This window comes from Pseudomonas sp. R4-35-07 (genome assembly GCF_003852235.1).
Lineage (GTDB): Bacteria > Pseudomonadota > Gammaproteobacteria > Pseudomonadales > Pseudomonadaceae > Aquipseudomonas.
Genome location: NZ_CP027732.1, coordinates 2,406,210 through 2,420,532, shown reverse-complemented (window position 1 = coordinate 2,420,532; position 14,323 = coordinate 2,406,210). Strand labels below are relative to the sequence as shown.

Annotated in this window: 12 protein-coding genes and 1 pseudogene; 9 read left to right on the top strand and 4 right to left on the bottom strand. The window is 61.2% G+C overall.

All coding sequences use genetic code 11. From position 1 onward, the window contains the following. Window positions 1-39: 39 nt before the first annotated feature. The gene (locus C4J89_RS11225; protein ID WP_124414415.1) at window positions 40-2,028 is read right to left on the bottom strand and encodes a hypothetical protein; all 1,989 of its coding nucleotides are present in this window, start codon (window positions 2,026-2,028) and stop codon (window positions 40-42) included. Window positions 2,029-2,290: 262 nt separating this feature from the next. Here C4J89_RS11225 and C4J89_RS11220 point away from each other — a divergent pair, with 262 nt between their 5' ends. The 5 genes from C4J89_RS11220 (at window position 2,291) to C4J89_RS11200 (ending at window position 7,477) form a co-directional block, all read left to right on the top strand. Next, on the top strand, window positions 2,291-3,346 hold the full coding sequence (locus C4J89_RS11220; RefSeq protein WP_124414414.1) for a LacI family DNA-binding transcriptional regulator: 1,056 nt from the start codon (window positions 2,291-2,293) through the stop codon (window positions 3,344-3,346). 90 nt (window positions 3,347-3,436) lie between these two features. Then, the gene (locus C4J89_RS11215) at window positions 3,437-4,219 is read left to right on the top strand and encodes a sugar phosphate isomerase/epimerase (protein WP_124414413.1); all 783 of its coding nucleotides are present in this window, start codon (window positions 3,437-3,439) and stop codon (window positions 4,217-4,219) included. Beyond that, entirely contained in the window at window positions 4,212-5,153 is a 942-nt protein-coding gene (locus C4J89_RS11210; RefSeq protein ID WP_124406913.1) for a sugar kinase, read from the top strand. The genes C4J89_RS11215 and C4J89_RS11210 overlap by 8 nt, the downstream gene beginning before the upstream one ends. 54 nt (window positions 5,154-5,207) lie before the next feature. After that, window positions 5,208-6,503, top strand: coding sequence for an MFS transporter (locus tag C4J89_RS11205; protein WP_124362403.1), 1,296 nt, complete (start codon window positions 5,208-5,210; stop codon window positions 6,501-6,503). Next, the gene (locus C4J89_RS11200; RefSeq protein ID WP_124414412.1) at window positions 6,503-7,477 is read left to right on the top strand and encodes an NAD(P)-dependent oxidoreductase; all 975 of its coding nucleotides are present in this window, start codon (window positions 6,503-6,505) and stop codon (window positions 7,475-7,477) included. The genes C4J89_RS11205 and C4J89_RS11200 overlap by 1 nt, the downstream gene beginning before the upstream one ends. A gap of 165 nt (window positions 7,478-7,642) precedes the next feature. On the opposite strand, the gene C4J89_RS11195 is transcribed toward C4J89_RS11200, so the two are convergent. Next, the gene (locus C4J89_RS11195; RefSeq protein ID WP_124414411.1) at window positions 7,643-9,268 is read right to left on the bottom strand and encodes a methyl-accepting chemotaxis protein; all 1,626 of its coding nucleotides are present in this window, start codon (window positions 9,266-9,268) and stop codon (window positions 7,643-7,645) included. Between the two features lie 233 nt (window positions 9,269-9,501). Here C4J89_RS11195 and C4J89_RS11190 point away from each other — a divergent pair, with 233 nt between their 5' ends. Genes C4J89_RS11190 through C4J89_RS11180 form a run of 3 tightly spaced genes read left to right on the top strand, consistent with a single transcriptional unit; the run spans window position 9,502 to window position 11,963 of the window. Further along, a complete protein-coding gene (locus C4J89_RS11190) occupies window positions 9,502-10,932 on the top strand; it encodes a nucleobase:cation symporter-2 family protein (RefSeq protein WP_124366648.1) in 1,431 nt (476 codons plus the stop codon). Window positions 10,933-10,944: 12 nt separating this feature from the next. Beyond that, window positions 10,945-11,406: an LEA type 2 family protein gene (locus C4J89_RS11185; protein WP_124362399.1), complete on the top strand. Its 462-nt coding sequence runs from the start codon at window positions 10,945-10,947 to the stop codon at window positions 11,404-11,406. Window positions 11,407-11,411: 5 nt separating this feature from the next. Further along, window positions 11,412-11,963: a GNAT family N-acetyltransferase gene (locus tag C4J89_RS11180; protein WP_124414410.1), complete on the top strand. Its 552-nt coding sequence runs from the start codon at window positions 11,412-11,414 to the stop codon at window positions 11,961-11,963. Window positions 11,964-12,074: 111 nt separating this feature from the next. Here C4J89_RS11180 and C4J89_RS11175 read toward each other — a convergent pair. Beyond that, window positions 12,075-13,002: pseudogene (locus tag C4J89_RS11175) on the bottom strand (carbon-nitrogen hydrolase family protein). A 93-nt stretch (window positions 13,003-13,095) separates the two neighbouring features. Between C4J89_RS11175 and C4J89_RS11170 the strand changes: the two are divergent. Beyond that, window positions 13,096-13,995: a LysR family transcriptional regulator gene (locus tag C4J89_RS11170; RefSeq protein WP_124416014.1), complete on the top strand. Its 900-nt coding sequence runs from the start codon at window positions 13,096-13,098 to the stop codon at window positions 13,993-13,995. Here C4J89_RS11170 and C4J89_RS11165 read toward each other — a convergent pair. After that, window positions 13,988-14,242 carry a hypothetical protein gene (locus C4J89_RS11165; RefSeq protein ID WP_003190904.1) on the bottom strand — a complete coding sequence of 85 codons (255 nt, stop codon included), beginning with the start codon at window positions 14,240-14,242 and terminating at the stop codon, window positions 13,988-13,990. The genes C4J89_RS11170 and C4J89_RS11165 overlap by 8 nt on opposite strands. Window positions 14,243-14,323: the final 81 nt, after the last annotated feature.

The following is a 14,323-nucleotide window of genomic DNA, read 5'->3' as shown; positions in this document are numbered from 1 at the left end:
CCTAAACTTCAACCTATAAAACACTGCAGTAGCTTTAACTTATTCAGGCAAGACGCGGGTGGCTTGCCCCGTCGTTGAACAGCTAATAATGTCACCCGCCTTACAATAGCCGCCGGCAGAATAGTTTAAATCGATACGAATTCTTCTGGGCACGGACTCGCCGATCAATAGGCCACGTCGCCTGACTTGATAAAACACTTGAGCGGAACCAAAGTCGTGCATCGGTACAACTTTCTCTTCATAGGGTGCTACCGTAAAGTCCAATCCATTGATCAAGTCATACTCGCTATCAAAGGATTTACTTTCAGCATAGCGAGAGTCTTCAATCACCGGCCCCTCCCAATTATTCGTGGCGTATCCAGCCCAGAAAAACCTCACGACATCATCAAGTTCAAAGCGTTGATCATTGGCTATATGCCAATGCACGCCATAAAGCACCTCGGGCTTTGAGCAACAGGCTAAATAACCGGCTCCGCCGACCAGGGTATGTTTGAGTATCGGCGCTGGAAATGAGATCAGCGTGCCGGTATTGACATTGACGAAGGTGTTTTCAGACTGTTGCTCATTCACACCATTACTGGTGGTGTAGTACACGGGCAAGGCAGGATGAATAAAACCCGCCATGACCGCCCAGGGAATGACCGTGGAAAACACCAACTGCCCTTCGACATCCCCCGCTTGAACCGTGTAGGACGCGACCGGCCCGACACCGTTCCAGAAAAACCGCAGGACTTGCCCCTGCTCCGGCTTTTCATACAGGAAGACACGGGCCCGTGCGCCGGCAGGGTTGTCATCATGATTGACCACATTCGGGAGGTTGGACACCAGCCCGCGGACCTCTGCCAGGGGTAAATCCGGATTCAGCAATGCCGGCGCATTGGCGTGGTCCTGCCCGGCGATGGTCAGGTTCACATTCACGCGAATGGCAAACGAAGGAAAGGCGGGCAGCGTGCCGCGAATAATCTCATAGCGTACCGGCACCGTTTCCGGCGCCAGCGTATCCGTCAGAGGTCCGCGTAACACCGGCCATGAAATCGGCACATCGGTGGGGAAGCCGTCAACGGGATGGAGCGACGTGGGCCTGCCTTTCCAATACACCACAACCTGATCCCCGGGTGCCCAGCCGTCATAGCTGCCGATCCGCACAAAAATCCCGGCCCTGGCATCTTCGCGATTGATCAACAAGTCGGTGTAAAGCTCAGGAGGATAGATTTCGGGAAGCGGCGGATTAGAGGGCAAAGGGATCAGGCCCAGTTGAAACGGAAGGCCCGCACTGCGATCACTGAAATTGCCGGCCTTGTCGAAAATGCGAAAAAAGATATAAGCGGCACCATTGACCAGACGACGAAATACGTCGGCGGGCAGATACGCGATCAGGGGCTCGCCACTCGATACCCACTCGTACACGCCGTCCTCACGCGCGACCGGTGGGTTGGCCAGATTGGAGGTGTAAAAGTGAAGGACGTCGCCATCGCTGCGCCCCCTGTAAGCCGGCACATGAAACGCCACCAAAGGGTTGGCGAGCAGATAAGCCTCGTCCATCACAGGTGAAGGGGGCACCACAAACTCCAGATGATCCGCAGGATCCAACAACTGCGGCTCATCCATATCCACGGTGAGTGTGCGTTTGGGGTCCAGCACAGTATCGCCGCCAAATGAGTCCGTGACTGAGTAATAGAGCTCAACGGGGCCCGATAAAGCGCGCAGTACCACCACCGGGACAAACATCTGATGCTCGATCGGCAACGGGGGGGGCGGCGCATTGATCTCCAGGAAGTCGCGATAGACCACCGCACCGCCCCGTGCCCAATACAGCGTCAGGATATGGGGTGTATCCAGTGGTTCTGGTGGCGGCCCCCACTGGGGAATAAGCACCTCAAGCGGTGCAAGCATCAGCGCCGCCGGAATCAGGCCCTCCAGATCCAGCGGGTCCACCCCGGGAATAATCATCGGGGCCAATGCCAGAGGCCCGTTGTCATACAGCCTGGAGCTGTCGTCGGTGATAGCTGGTTCGTCGGTATCGGACATAAATATTTCCTCAACATTGCAGCCGGGAATAACCAGCGATCACCGTATAAGCCGGCCTGGGGTTGTAGAAATTAAAGCCTCAATCACACCCGTTCGATACTGTCAGAACTCACAGGTGTAGCTATCCATTCGTCGGATTCCAGCCGATCACAAACGTAGATCCATTAGGTTTTTTCTTGACGACTCGCACGGTGTGGTGTCTCCTGAAACCGGTTTCAGCCTGACCCACAATTTTCTATTCCAATAAGAAAGGCCCGCCACCGTGACTTCATTTTCCGCCGCCCAGCGCAGCCGTGTGACCATGCTTGATGTCGCCGAGCGCGCAGGTGTGTCCAAGGCCAGCGTGTCGCGTTTTATCGGCGATGACCGCGCCCTGCTCTCCGATGCCATCGCCCTGCGCATCGAGCAAGCCATCGATGAACTTGGCTACCGCCCCAACCAGATGGCGCGTGGCCTCAAACGTGGGCGCACGCGCCTGATCGGCATGCTGGTGGCTGATATCCGCAACCCCTATTCCATTGCGGTGATGCACGGTGTCGAAACCGCCTGCCGCCAGCATGGCTATAGCCTGGTGGTATGCAACACCGACCGCGATGACGAACAAGAGCGCCAGCATCTGGCGGCGCTGCGTTCGTACAACATCGAAGGGTTGATCGTGAACACCCTCGGCCATCACCTCGACCAACTGCTGGAACTGCAACGGGAAATGCCCCTGGTGCTGGTGGACCGCAAGGTCGAGCCGCTGCACAGCGACCTGGTGGGGCTGGACAACCCGGCGGCGGTGCGTATGGCGCTGGAACACCTTGAGCAGCAGGGTTATCGCGAGGTGCTGCTGGTGAGCGAGGCGACCGACGGCACCAGTTCACGGCTCGAACGCCTGCACAGTTTCAAAACTGAAGTCGCCAACCGCCCGGACATGAACGGCGCCGTACTCGAGTTGAACGACGCGCTGGAAAATCACCTGCGCGTCTTCCTGGCCAAACCTGCGCGCAAAGCGCTGTTCTGCGCCAACGGCGTGGCGGCGCTGGCGTGCACCCGTGCGCTCAAGGCGTTGGGCTGCCACCTGTTCAACGATATTGGCCTGATTGCCCTGGATGACCTCGACTGGTATCCGCTGGTGGGCAGTGGCATCACAGCGCTCGCCCAGCCGACCGAGGCGATTGGTGCCAGCGCGTTCGACTGCCTGCTCAAGCGTTTGCGTGGCGATACAGCCCCCACGCGTACCCTGGATTTTTTGCCCCAACTGATCATCCGAGGCTCCACCCAACTCCCTGTGGGAGGGGGCTTGCCCCCGATTGCGGTATATCCGTCAGCTTAGCTGTAGCTGACCCAACGCTATCGGGGGCAAGCCCCCTCCCACATTTTGTTCTGCGCATAAAAATGAAACCGGTTTCAGAGGTAAACAACAATGCATGAATATCCCGTCTCCATCAGCCTTTCCAGTTACGGCGCCGATCTGGTCCGCCAGCAGGGCCAATTGAGTTTTGTCGCGCTGCTGCACGCCGCCGGTGCCCGGCGCATCGAATGGCGTGAAGAACTGCTGACCACCGAACCGCCTGGCACCCTGGCCCAGGCCGCCGCCGAGCAAGGCCTGGAGTCGGTATTTTCCTCGCCCCTGGAACTCTGGGTTGCCGGCCGAGCCCAGCCCAATGCAGACTTGGCCGCGACCCTGGACCGCGCCCAGGCCTTCGGCTCGCGCTGGCTGAAAGTGTCCCTGGGTTACTTCACCGACACCAACGACCTCGAAAGCCTGCACGCCCTGCTCAATCGCCACGCGGTCAAGCTGCTGGTAGAAAATGACCAGACCCTGCACGGTGGGCGGATCGAGCCGATGCAACGGTTTTTCACCGAGGTCGACCGCCTGGGCCTGCCGGTCAGGATGACCTTCGACATCGGCAACTGGCAATGGCAGGACCAATCCGCGCTCACCGCCGCGCGCCTGCTGGGCCGGCACGTGGACTACTTGCACTGCAAGGCCGTGGCCCGTCGCCCGGACGGCAAGCTGGTAGCCCAGCCGCCTGGCGCGACCGACCTGCATCTGTGGGAACAACTGCTCACGCACATGACCCAAGGTATTACCCGGGCGGTGGAATTTCCGCTGCAGGGCGACGACCTGATCCAGGTCACCGCGCAACAGGTCGCCACCCTCGCCCGCCTTGGCCAACCCCGCGTGGAGAATGCCCATGTCTGAGATCGATATCCTGTCGTTTGGCGAGACCATGGCGATGTTCGTCGCCGAGCAGACCGGCGACCTGGCCCAGGTCGGCCAGTTTCACAAGCGCATTGCCGGGGCCGACAGCAATGTCGCGATTGGCCTGTCGCGCCTGGGTTTCAATGTCGCGTGGTTGAGCCGGGTGGGTAACGACTCCCTCGGGCGCTTCGTGGTCGATACCCTGGTCAACGAAGGCCTGGACTGCAGCCACGTGGCCATCGACCCGCTGCACCCCACCGGTTTTCAGCTCAAGTCCCGCGAAGAAGCTGGCGCCGATCCTCAGGTGGAGTACTTCCGCAAAGGTTCGGCGGCCAGCCATCTGTCGATTGCGGCCATCAGCCCGGCCCTGTTGCAAGCCCGCCACCTGCATGCCACCGGGATTGTGCCGGCGTTGTCCGAGGCCACCCGCGAATTGTCCGTGGAGTTGATGACACAGATGCGCAAGGCCGGGCGCAGCGTGTCCTTCGACCCGAACCTGCGCCCCTCGCTGTGGGCCAGCCAGGCGCAGATGATCCGCGAAATCAACGCCCTGGCCGGCCTGGCTGACTGGGTATTGCCCGGCCTGGGCGAAGGCCAGCTGCTCACCGGCTTCGATGACCCGGCGGATATTGCCGCGTTCTACCTCGACCAGGGCGCCGAAGCGGTGGCAATCAAACTCGGGCCCGATGGCGCGTATTACCGCACCCAGATGGACCAGGGCTTTGTCGCCGCCGTGCGCGTGGACAAGGTGGTCGACACCGTGGGCGCCGGCGATGGTTTTGCCGTGGGCATGATCAGCGCCCTGCTGGAAAACGCCAGCTTTCCCGAGGCGGTACAACGCGGCAACTGGATCGGCAGCCGCGCCGTGCAGAGCCGCGGCGACATGGAAGGGCTGCCCACCCGCGCCGAATTACCCAGCCGATCCGTTGCTTGACCCATTACCCACTCTCCCTGTTGCCACAACTACAACAAGCTCAGGAGCAACCTTATGGAAACCGTGAAACTCGCCACCCGCCGTTGGTGGTACATCATGCCCATCGTGTTTATCACCTACAGCCTGGCCTACCTGGACCGCGCCAACTACGGCTTCGCCGCCGCCTCGGGGATGGCCGAAGACCTGATGATCACCCCGGGCATGTCGTCCCTGCTCGGCGCGCTGTTTTTCCTTGGCTACTTTTTCTTCCAGGTGCCGGGGGCGATCTACGCGCAGAAGCGCAGCGTCAAAAAGCTGATTTTCGTCAGCCTGATCCTGTGGGGCGGCCTGGCTACCCTGACCGGGGTGGTCTCCAACGCCTACATGCTGATCGTCATCCGCTTCATGCTCGGGGTGGTCGAGGCGGCGGTGATGCCGGCGATGCTGGTGTACCTGTGCCACTGGTTCACCCGTGCGGAACGCTCGCGGGCCAACACCTTCCTGATCCTCGGCAACCCGGTGACCATGCTGTGGATGTCGGTGGTCTCGGGCTATCTGGTGCAGCATTTCAGCTGGCGCTGGATGTTTATCATCGAGGGCCTGCCGGCGGTGTTATGGGCATTTATCTGGTGGAAGCTGGCCGACGAGCGTCCCAAGGACGCCAAGTGGCTGAGCGACACGGAAAAGCACAGCCTGGAAACTGCCCTGGCCGCCGAGCAAGTCGGGATCAAGGCGGTGAAGAACTACGCCGAGGCCTTTCGCTCGCCGAAGGTGATCATCCTGGCGCTGCAGTTCTTCTGCTGGAGCATTGGCGTGTACGGCTTCGTGTTGTGGCTGCCGTCGATCCTCAAGGCCGGCCTGAAGATGGACATGGTCGAAGCCGGCTGGCTGTCAGCCCTGCCTTACCTCGCAGCGGTGATCGGCATGTTGGTGGTGTCCTGGGGTTCGGACAAGCTGCAAAAGCGTAAACGCTTCGTCTGGCCGCCGCTGTTGGTTGCCTCCATCGCGTTCTATGCCTCCTACGCGCTCGGGGCTGAACACTTCTGGTGGTCCTACACCCTGCTGGTGATCGCCGGGGCGTGCATGTACGCGCCTTATGGTCCGTTCTTCGCCATCGTTCCGGAAATCCTTCCGGCCAACGTCGCCGGCGGCGCCATGGCGCTGATCAACAGCATGGGCGCACTGGGCTCGTTCGGCGGTTCGTACCTGGTGGGTTACCTCAATAGCAGCACCGGTTCGCCGGGCGCTTCGTACCTGTTGATGAGCGGTGCGTTGATGCTGTCGGTGGTGCTGACGATTTTCCTCAAGCCCGGCGCCAGCGACCGCGTACGCGAGCCCGTGGCTACCCTCGAAATGAAGGCCAATTCCTGATGAAAAAATCCGTGATTTTATACAAGAAACTCTCCGCGCCGCTGATGGCCCGCCTGCATGAGCAGGCCGACGTGACCCTGATCGATTCACTGGACGAGGCTGGCCTGGCCCAACTGCGCAGCGCCCTGCCCAACGCCGACGGGCTGTTGGGCGCCAGCCTGCGCCTGGATGCCGGGCTGCTTGATCTGGCGCCGAAGCTTGCGGCAGTGGCGAGCGTTTCCGTGGGGGTGGACAACTACGACATCGACTACCTCACCCAGCGCGGCATCTTGCTCAGCAACACCCCGGATGTGCTCACCGAAACCACCGCCGACACCGGCTTTGCGCTGATCCTGGCGACTGCCCGACGCGTGGTGGAACTGGCCGACATGGTGCGCGCCGGCCAATGGAACAAGAACATCGGCCCGGCACACTTCGGCAGCGATGTACACGGCAAGACTCTGGGCATCATCGGCATGGGTCGAATCGGCGAAGCCTTGGCCCAGCGTGGGCATTTTGGCTTCGGCATGCCGGTGATCTACCACAGCCATTCGCCCAAGCCTGCGGTAGAGGCGCGTTTTGGCGCGCAGTACCGCAGCTTGCCGGAACTGCTCAAAGAGGCCGATTTTGTCTGCCTGACCTTGCCGCTGACGGCTGAAACCGAGAAGCTGATTGGCGCTGAAGAGTTCGCGTTGATGGGGCCGGAGACGATCTTTATCAACATTTCCCGGGGCAAGGTGGTGGACGAAGCGGCGCTGGTCGAAGCCTTGCAACAGCGCACCATTCGCGCGGCCGGGTTGGATGTGTTCGAGAAAGAACCGCTCGACCACGCATCGCCGCTGCTGCGGTTGAACAATGTGGTGGCGACGCCGCACATAGGCTCGGCGACCCATGAGACACGCGAGGCGATGGCCAAATGTGCGGTGGATAATCTGCTGCAGGCGTTATCCGGCGAGCGGCCGCAGAACCTGGTGAACCCAGGCGCCTGGAAATAAGGGGCGAGCCCTATCACTGTAGGAGCGAGCTTGCTCGCGAAAAACGTCTAGGCAACACGTTCATTCTGAATGAACGCGGGGCCCCTGAGTTCTTCGCGAGCAAGCTCGCTCCTACAATGGCATCAGGGCAAGCCCCCTCCCACTTTTTGCCTGCATTTCAAATGGTCAGATAACGAACTTGGCCACCATTCCATTCAAATCCACCGCCAACCGCGACAGCTCATGGCTGGCCGCGCTGGTCTGGTTGGCGCCCGCTGCCGACTGCGTCGCCAGGTCACGGATGTTCACCAGATTGCGGTCCACTTCGCGCGACACCTGAGCCTGCTCTTCCGAGGCGCTGGCGATCACCAGGTTGCGTTCGTTGATCAGGCTGATCGACTGGGTGATCTGCTCCAGCGCAACGCCAGCGGCGCGGGCCAGTTCCAGGGTGTGTTGGGTGCGCTGGTTGCTCTGCTGCATGGATTGCACGGCTTCACCGGTGCCGTTCTGGATGCCGGCGACCATTTTCTCGATTTCCTGGGTGGACTGCGCGGTGCGATGGGCCAGCGCCCGCACTTCGTCGGCCACCACCGCGAAGCCACGCCCGGCTTCACCGGCACGCGCCGCTTCGATCGCGGCGTTGAGCGCCAACAGGTTGGTCTGCTCGGCAATCGCACGGATCACGTCCAGTACCTTACCGATGTCACGTCCTTGCGCTGCCAGCCCTTCGATCATCGCCGCCGTGTTCTGCACATCCTGGGTCATGGTCTGGATTGCCCCGACCGTCTCCACCACCCGGTCGCGCCCTTCCCGCGCCGCCTGGTTGGACTGGCCGGACGCTTCGGAGGTGGACACCGCATTGCGCGCCACCTCTTCCACGGCTGCAGTCATCTCATTGACCGCCGTGGCCGCCTGGTCGATTTCATTGTTCTGCTGTTGCAAGCCACGGGAGGCTTCTTCGGTGACTGCGCTCAGTTCTTCGGCAGCCGACCCAAGCTGCGTGGCCGAGCCTGCAATGTGCTGGATGGTCTGGCGCAGGTTGGCCTGCATGGTCGACAAGGCACTGATCAGGCGCGCCGGTTCGTCCTTGCCGTCGTCCTCGATGGTTGTCGTCAGGTTGCCGCCGGCGATGCTTTCAGCCGCTTGCACGGCCTTGCGCAACGGCGTGACGATGCTGCGGGTCAGCAGCCAGGCCAGCAACACCGTCAGCAACGCAGCGGCGACCGACACCACGATGACGCCGGTAATGGCGCCTTCGTAACTGTGCTCTGCCTGGGTATCGGCAGCCTTGGCGCCGGCGGCGTTGAGGGCGATCAGTTTGTTCAACTGCTCGCCCATCTGGTCGGTGCCTTCCTTGATACGGCTGTTGATCAGGGCGCGCATTTCATCGACCTTGTCTTGCCTGGACAGGGCAATCATGTCGGCCTGGGCTTTGACGTAGTTGTCCAAGGTAGTGGCGAATGCCTTATACAGCACCGCCTCCTCGGCATCTGCCGGCAACGCGGCGTAATGGGTCTGCGCGACCCTGACCTTGTCCACCAACACACCGATGCGGGCTTCAGCTTCCTGCAGGGCCGCCGGCTCACGGTTGACCAGCACGCGAAAGGACAGGATGCGCATGCGCAACACGTTTTCCGTCATATGCCCCAGGTACGTCACACTGGGCAGCTGATTGGTGCTCATGTCCAGCGAAGCCTGGCGCATCAGGGTCATGCGGTTGACCGCAAATACTCCCAAAATGACCACCAGGACTGCAATGAAGGCAAACCCGAGAAATGCGCGAGGGGCGATATTCAGATGACGCAGGGACATAAGGGGGCTCTCAGAAGTGATGTTCGCCAGCGGCCTGCCGCGAATCGATCCGTCAGCGCCAACGCGCTACCCAGACCTTGGCCACCCCCTGGTGTAATGGATAGGTGGGCCTATACGGGGTATCGGCTGATGTCGACGTTTTATGCAGGCGCTTTATAAATAATTTATTACACTTCTGACGACTGGCCGTTTCTGGCATCCTGCGCCTCCCTTTTCTGACCCGAGCCCTCATTTTGTCTGACGCTCAAGCCCCCCGCCCGCGCTATAAATCCGACCTGATCTACGGCCTGGAAGACCGTCCGCACTTCACGGCGGCGATATTTGCCGCCTTGCAGCATGTGCTGGCGAGCTTCGTCGGCATTATCACGCCGACCCTGATCGTCGGTGGCGTGCTTGGCCTGGAAAGCGAAGTGCCTTATCTGGTGAGCATGGCGCTGTTTGTCTCGGGGCTCGGCACCTTCGTGCAGGCACGTACCTTCGGCCCCATCGGCTCCGGGCTGTTATGCCTGCAAGGCACCAGTTTTTCCTTTATCAGCGTGATCCTGAGTGCCGGCTTCATGGTCAAGGCCCGCGGCGGCGGCACTGATGAGATTCTTTCGACGATCTTTGGCATCTGTTTTTTTGCAGCCTTCATCGAAGTGGTGCTCAGTCAGTTCATCGGCAAGCTGCGCAAGCTGATTACCCCGGTGGTCACCGGCACCATCATCACCTTGATGGGCTTGTCGCTGATCAAGGTCGCGGTGACCGACATGGCCGGCGGCTTTGGTGCGGGCGACTTGGGCGCCGCCAGTAACATGGGCCTGGCGGCGCTGGTGCTGCTGACCATCGTGGTGCTCAATCGCTTCGACAACCCGTTCCTGCGCCTGGGCTCGATCGTGATCGGCCTGACCCTGGGCTTTGTGGTGGCGTGGTGGCTGGGCCGGGTGGACATGACCGCCCTGCCCCAGGTGCCCTTGATCAGCGTGCCGGTGCCGTTCAAGTACGGGTTTTCGTTCGACTGGGTGGCGTTTATCCCGGTGGCGGTGATCTTCCTGATTTCGCCGCTGGAGGCCGCCGGGGATCTGACGGCCAACTCGATGATTTCCCAGCAGCCGGTCAAGGGCCCGCTGTACATCAAGCGCATCAAATCCGGCCTGTTGGCCGATGGGCTCAACTCGGCCATGGCGGCCACCTTCAACAGCCTGCCGATGGTAACGTTCGCCCAGAACAACGGCGTGATCCAACTGACCGGCGTCGCCAGCCGCTACGTGGCGTACTTCATCGCCGGCCTGCTGGTGCTGCTGGGTCTGTTCCCGATGATCGGCGCGGTGCTGCAATTGATGCCCAAGCCGGTGCTGGGCGGCGCGACCCTGATCATGTTCGGCACCGTGGCCGTGGCCGGCATCAAGATCCTCGCAGAAGCCGGGCTGCACCGACGCAATGTGCTGATCGTGGCGATTTCCCTAGGCATGGGCCTGGGCGTGGCCGCCGTGCCGGAAGTGCTGCGCGACCTGCCCAAGGCGCTGCACAACATTTTCGAATCACCGATCACCGTAGGGGCGTTCTGTGCAATCTTGCTGAACATTTTCCTGCCGGAAGAGTTCATAGAGCTGCAAGAAGACGAATTCGATCCGGAGTCCTCTACCCTCAAGGTCATGCAGGACCCGGACGTCACCAAACACTAGGAGCACCTTTATATGCGCAAGCTCATGGTTCTATCGCTGTTGCTACTGACCTTGAGCGCCTGCGCGCTGTTCCCCCATCGCGATCCGGTCAACATCAACGTGGTCGGCATCGAACCCCTGCAAAGCCAGGACCTGGAAGTACGCTTCGCCGTGAAGCTGCGGGTGCAGAACCCCAATGAAACGCCAATCGACTACAACGGCGTGGCCCTGGACCTGGAGGTCAACGGCCGCCCATTGGCCTCGGGCGTCAGCGACCAGGCCGGCAGCATCCCGCGATTCTCCGAAGCCGTGCTGATGGTGCCGGTCAGCGTTTCGGCGTTCACCGTATTGCGCCAGACTTTGGGCCTGAGCCAGACCCAGAGCTTGAATAACCTGCCCTATGTACTGCGCGGCAAACTGGCGGGTGGACTGTTCGGGACGATGCGCTTTGTCGAGCGGGGCACCTTGGATTTACCGAATACGGCGACCTGGTGAAGGGCATGCAACCGACACTCTTCACCAAACGCCTGATTCTGCGCCCGCTGGTGCTTGAAGATGCCGAGGCGATCCAGCAGCAATTTCCCCACTGGGAGGTGGTGCGCTACCTCAACGCGCAGGTGCCATGGCCTTATCCGGCGGATGGCGCACGCACCTATCTGCAACACGTGGCCCTGCCCGCCATGCTCCGGGGTGAGGAATGGCACTGGTCGATCCGTCTTAAAACCGCGCCTGAACAGTTGATTGGCAATGTCAGCCTGATGGATGAAGCGGACAACAATCGCGGATTCTGGCTGGGACCGCAGTGGCATCGGCAAGGGTTGATGCCCGAAGCCAGTGCCGCCGTGACCGACTATTGGTTTGGCGTGCTCCAGCGCCCCGTGTTACGGGTGCCCAAGGCTGCGCCGAACTTGGGGTCACGGCGGATTTCAGAGCGCACCGGCATGCGTTTGATCAAGACGGATGAGGGCGAATTTGTTGCAGGCACTTTCCCACGGGACATTTGGGAAATGACTCGTAAAGAGTGGTTGGAATCCAAATCTCTCAAACGATAAAGATCAAATGTGGGAGGGGGCTTGCTCCCGATAGCAGCCTGTCAGTCACTGGGGCAGGTGACTGAACCACCGCCATCGGGGGCAAGCCCCCTCCCACATTTTTAATCGCGTTTAGTCAGTGATATAGCGCACACCCGGCCTGGCGCGCTCATCGACCACCAATTCGAATATATCCGGCCGGGCATAATGCCCCACCACGTCATAGTCATACCTGGCCCGCACCAACTCATCGGTATCGATCCGCGCTGTCAGCAGGCCCGCCTCACCCACCAGCGGCCCGGCCAGAATGTCTCCCATCGGCCCGACAATCACGCTGCCTCCGGCAATCAACGGTCGATCCGCCGGCCAGTTGGCGACCTCCACGCCCAACGCCGCGGGCGATGCCTGTACCTGGCAGGCGCTCACCACAAAGCAACGCCCTTCATGAGCCACGTGGCGCATGCTTACTTGCCACATCTCGCGTTCATCCACGGTCGGCGCGCACCACACCTGTACACCCCTTGGCGTACATCGCGGTGCGCAGCAGCGGCATCATGTTTTCCCAGCACACCGCGCCGCCAATCCGCCCGACTGCGGTGTCGATCACCGGTAACGTCGAGCCGTCGCCCTTGCCCCAGATCAGCCGTTCGGTGCCGGTGGGCATCAGCTTGCGGTGCTTGGCCACAAGCCCGCCCATGGGCTCAAAATACAACACGGTGCAATACAAGGTGCTGCCACTGCGCTCGATCACACCGACTACCAGGCTGGCACCCGTGCGCGTGGACAACCCGGCCAGCGCATCGGTCTCGGCGCCCGGCACATCAATGGCATTGGCAAAGTAGCGGGCGAAGGCTTCGCGCCCTTGCGGCAGGCGGTAACCCAATTGCGTGCCAAACCCTTCGCCTTTCGGATAGCCGCCCAACAAGGCCTCGGGCATCACCACCAGTTGCGCGCCGCTGCGCCGAATTTCGTCTTCATAGGCGAGTATCTGTTCGAGGGTTTCGGCCTTGCCGCCCGGCAACGAACCCATTTGTAAGGCAGCCACGGTAGAAACAGGCATCAGGGTCACTCCAAGTCAGTGGGGGGTTGCCCATTCTCCGGCCAAGCAGGATCATGAATAAAGCCCACCTCAGTGCTGAATGATATGAGCCAAATCAATATCGCCCAGGTCGACCTGAACCTGCTCAAAACCTTCGAAGCCCTGCACGACGAATCCAGCGCCAGCCGCGCGGCGTTGCGCCTGGGGGTTACGCAATCGGCCATCAGCGCCGGTTTGCGGCGTCTGCGCGAGTTGTACGGCGATCAGTTGTTTGTGCGGACCGGGCGTGGACTGGCGCCGACCGTGCGCGCCAACCAATTGAAACCGGTGATCAGCGAAGCGCTGGACCGTTGTCGGCAAAGCCTGGCGATGATCGATCCACAGAGCCCGAACTATCAGGGCCGTTCCGTGGTGCTGGGCCTGTCGGATGACTTTGAGATTGCCTATGGCCGTCGCCTGATGGACAGCGTCGCACAGCGTCTGCCGAAGCTGCGGGTGATCTTCCGCCAGACCCACAGCCAGATCGTCGCCGACGCCCTGCTCGACCGCAGCCTGGACCTGGCGATCACCGCCGGCGGGTTTGCCGAGCGGCGCCTGAGTCGGCAAGTGCTCGGGGAAGGTGACTATCGCTGCCTGGTGGATCCGGACAGCCTGGCGCCCGGCCAGCAACAGCTCGACCTGACGGAGTTCGTCGCGCGCGAACATGTGCTTGTGTCGTCGGGTGGGTTTATCGGCATTACCGATGAAGGCTTGGCGGCGCACGGCTTGAGCCGCCAGGTGTGCGCGTCCACCAGCCACTTTGCCGCCTTGGCGTTTCTGCTCAAGGGCAGCGCGGCGGTGGCGACGATCCCTGGGCATGCCGCTGAGGCCATCGCCCGCCTGACCAGCTTGCGCGTACTGCCCTGCCCACTGGCATTGCCCCGTTATCCGGTCGAGCTGGGCTGGCGCACCCAGGCCCAGCTCGACCCCTTGCTGTTGAAGGTTCGCGAGGCGATCGAGGCGTGCTTTATTTAGCCGCCGCCATCAGCTTGTTGACTTCGCTGCGCACCATATTGGAAAACTCCGGCGGCGACATGCCATCCAGTTCCGCACGCACCCACTCAGCCCATTTGCCCTTGCGCTTGGCGCGCTCGCCGAACAAGCGCGCGGCTTCGCCCTTGGCCTTGCCCAGGTTGGTTTGCCACAGGTCGTAGAGACGGGACTTTTCATCTTCCAGCTCGGCGCGTTCGGCGAGGGTCTTGTTGGCGAGATTGAAGCTCATGTTGATTACCTGCTGCACAAATAGGTGACATCTTACACTGTAGGTCGAAAAGACCCGATTTCGATTTTGCCGCAAATGGGC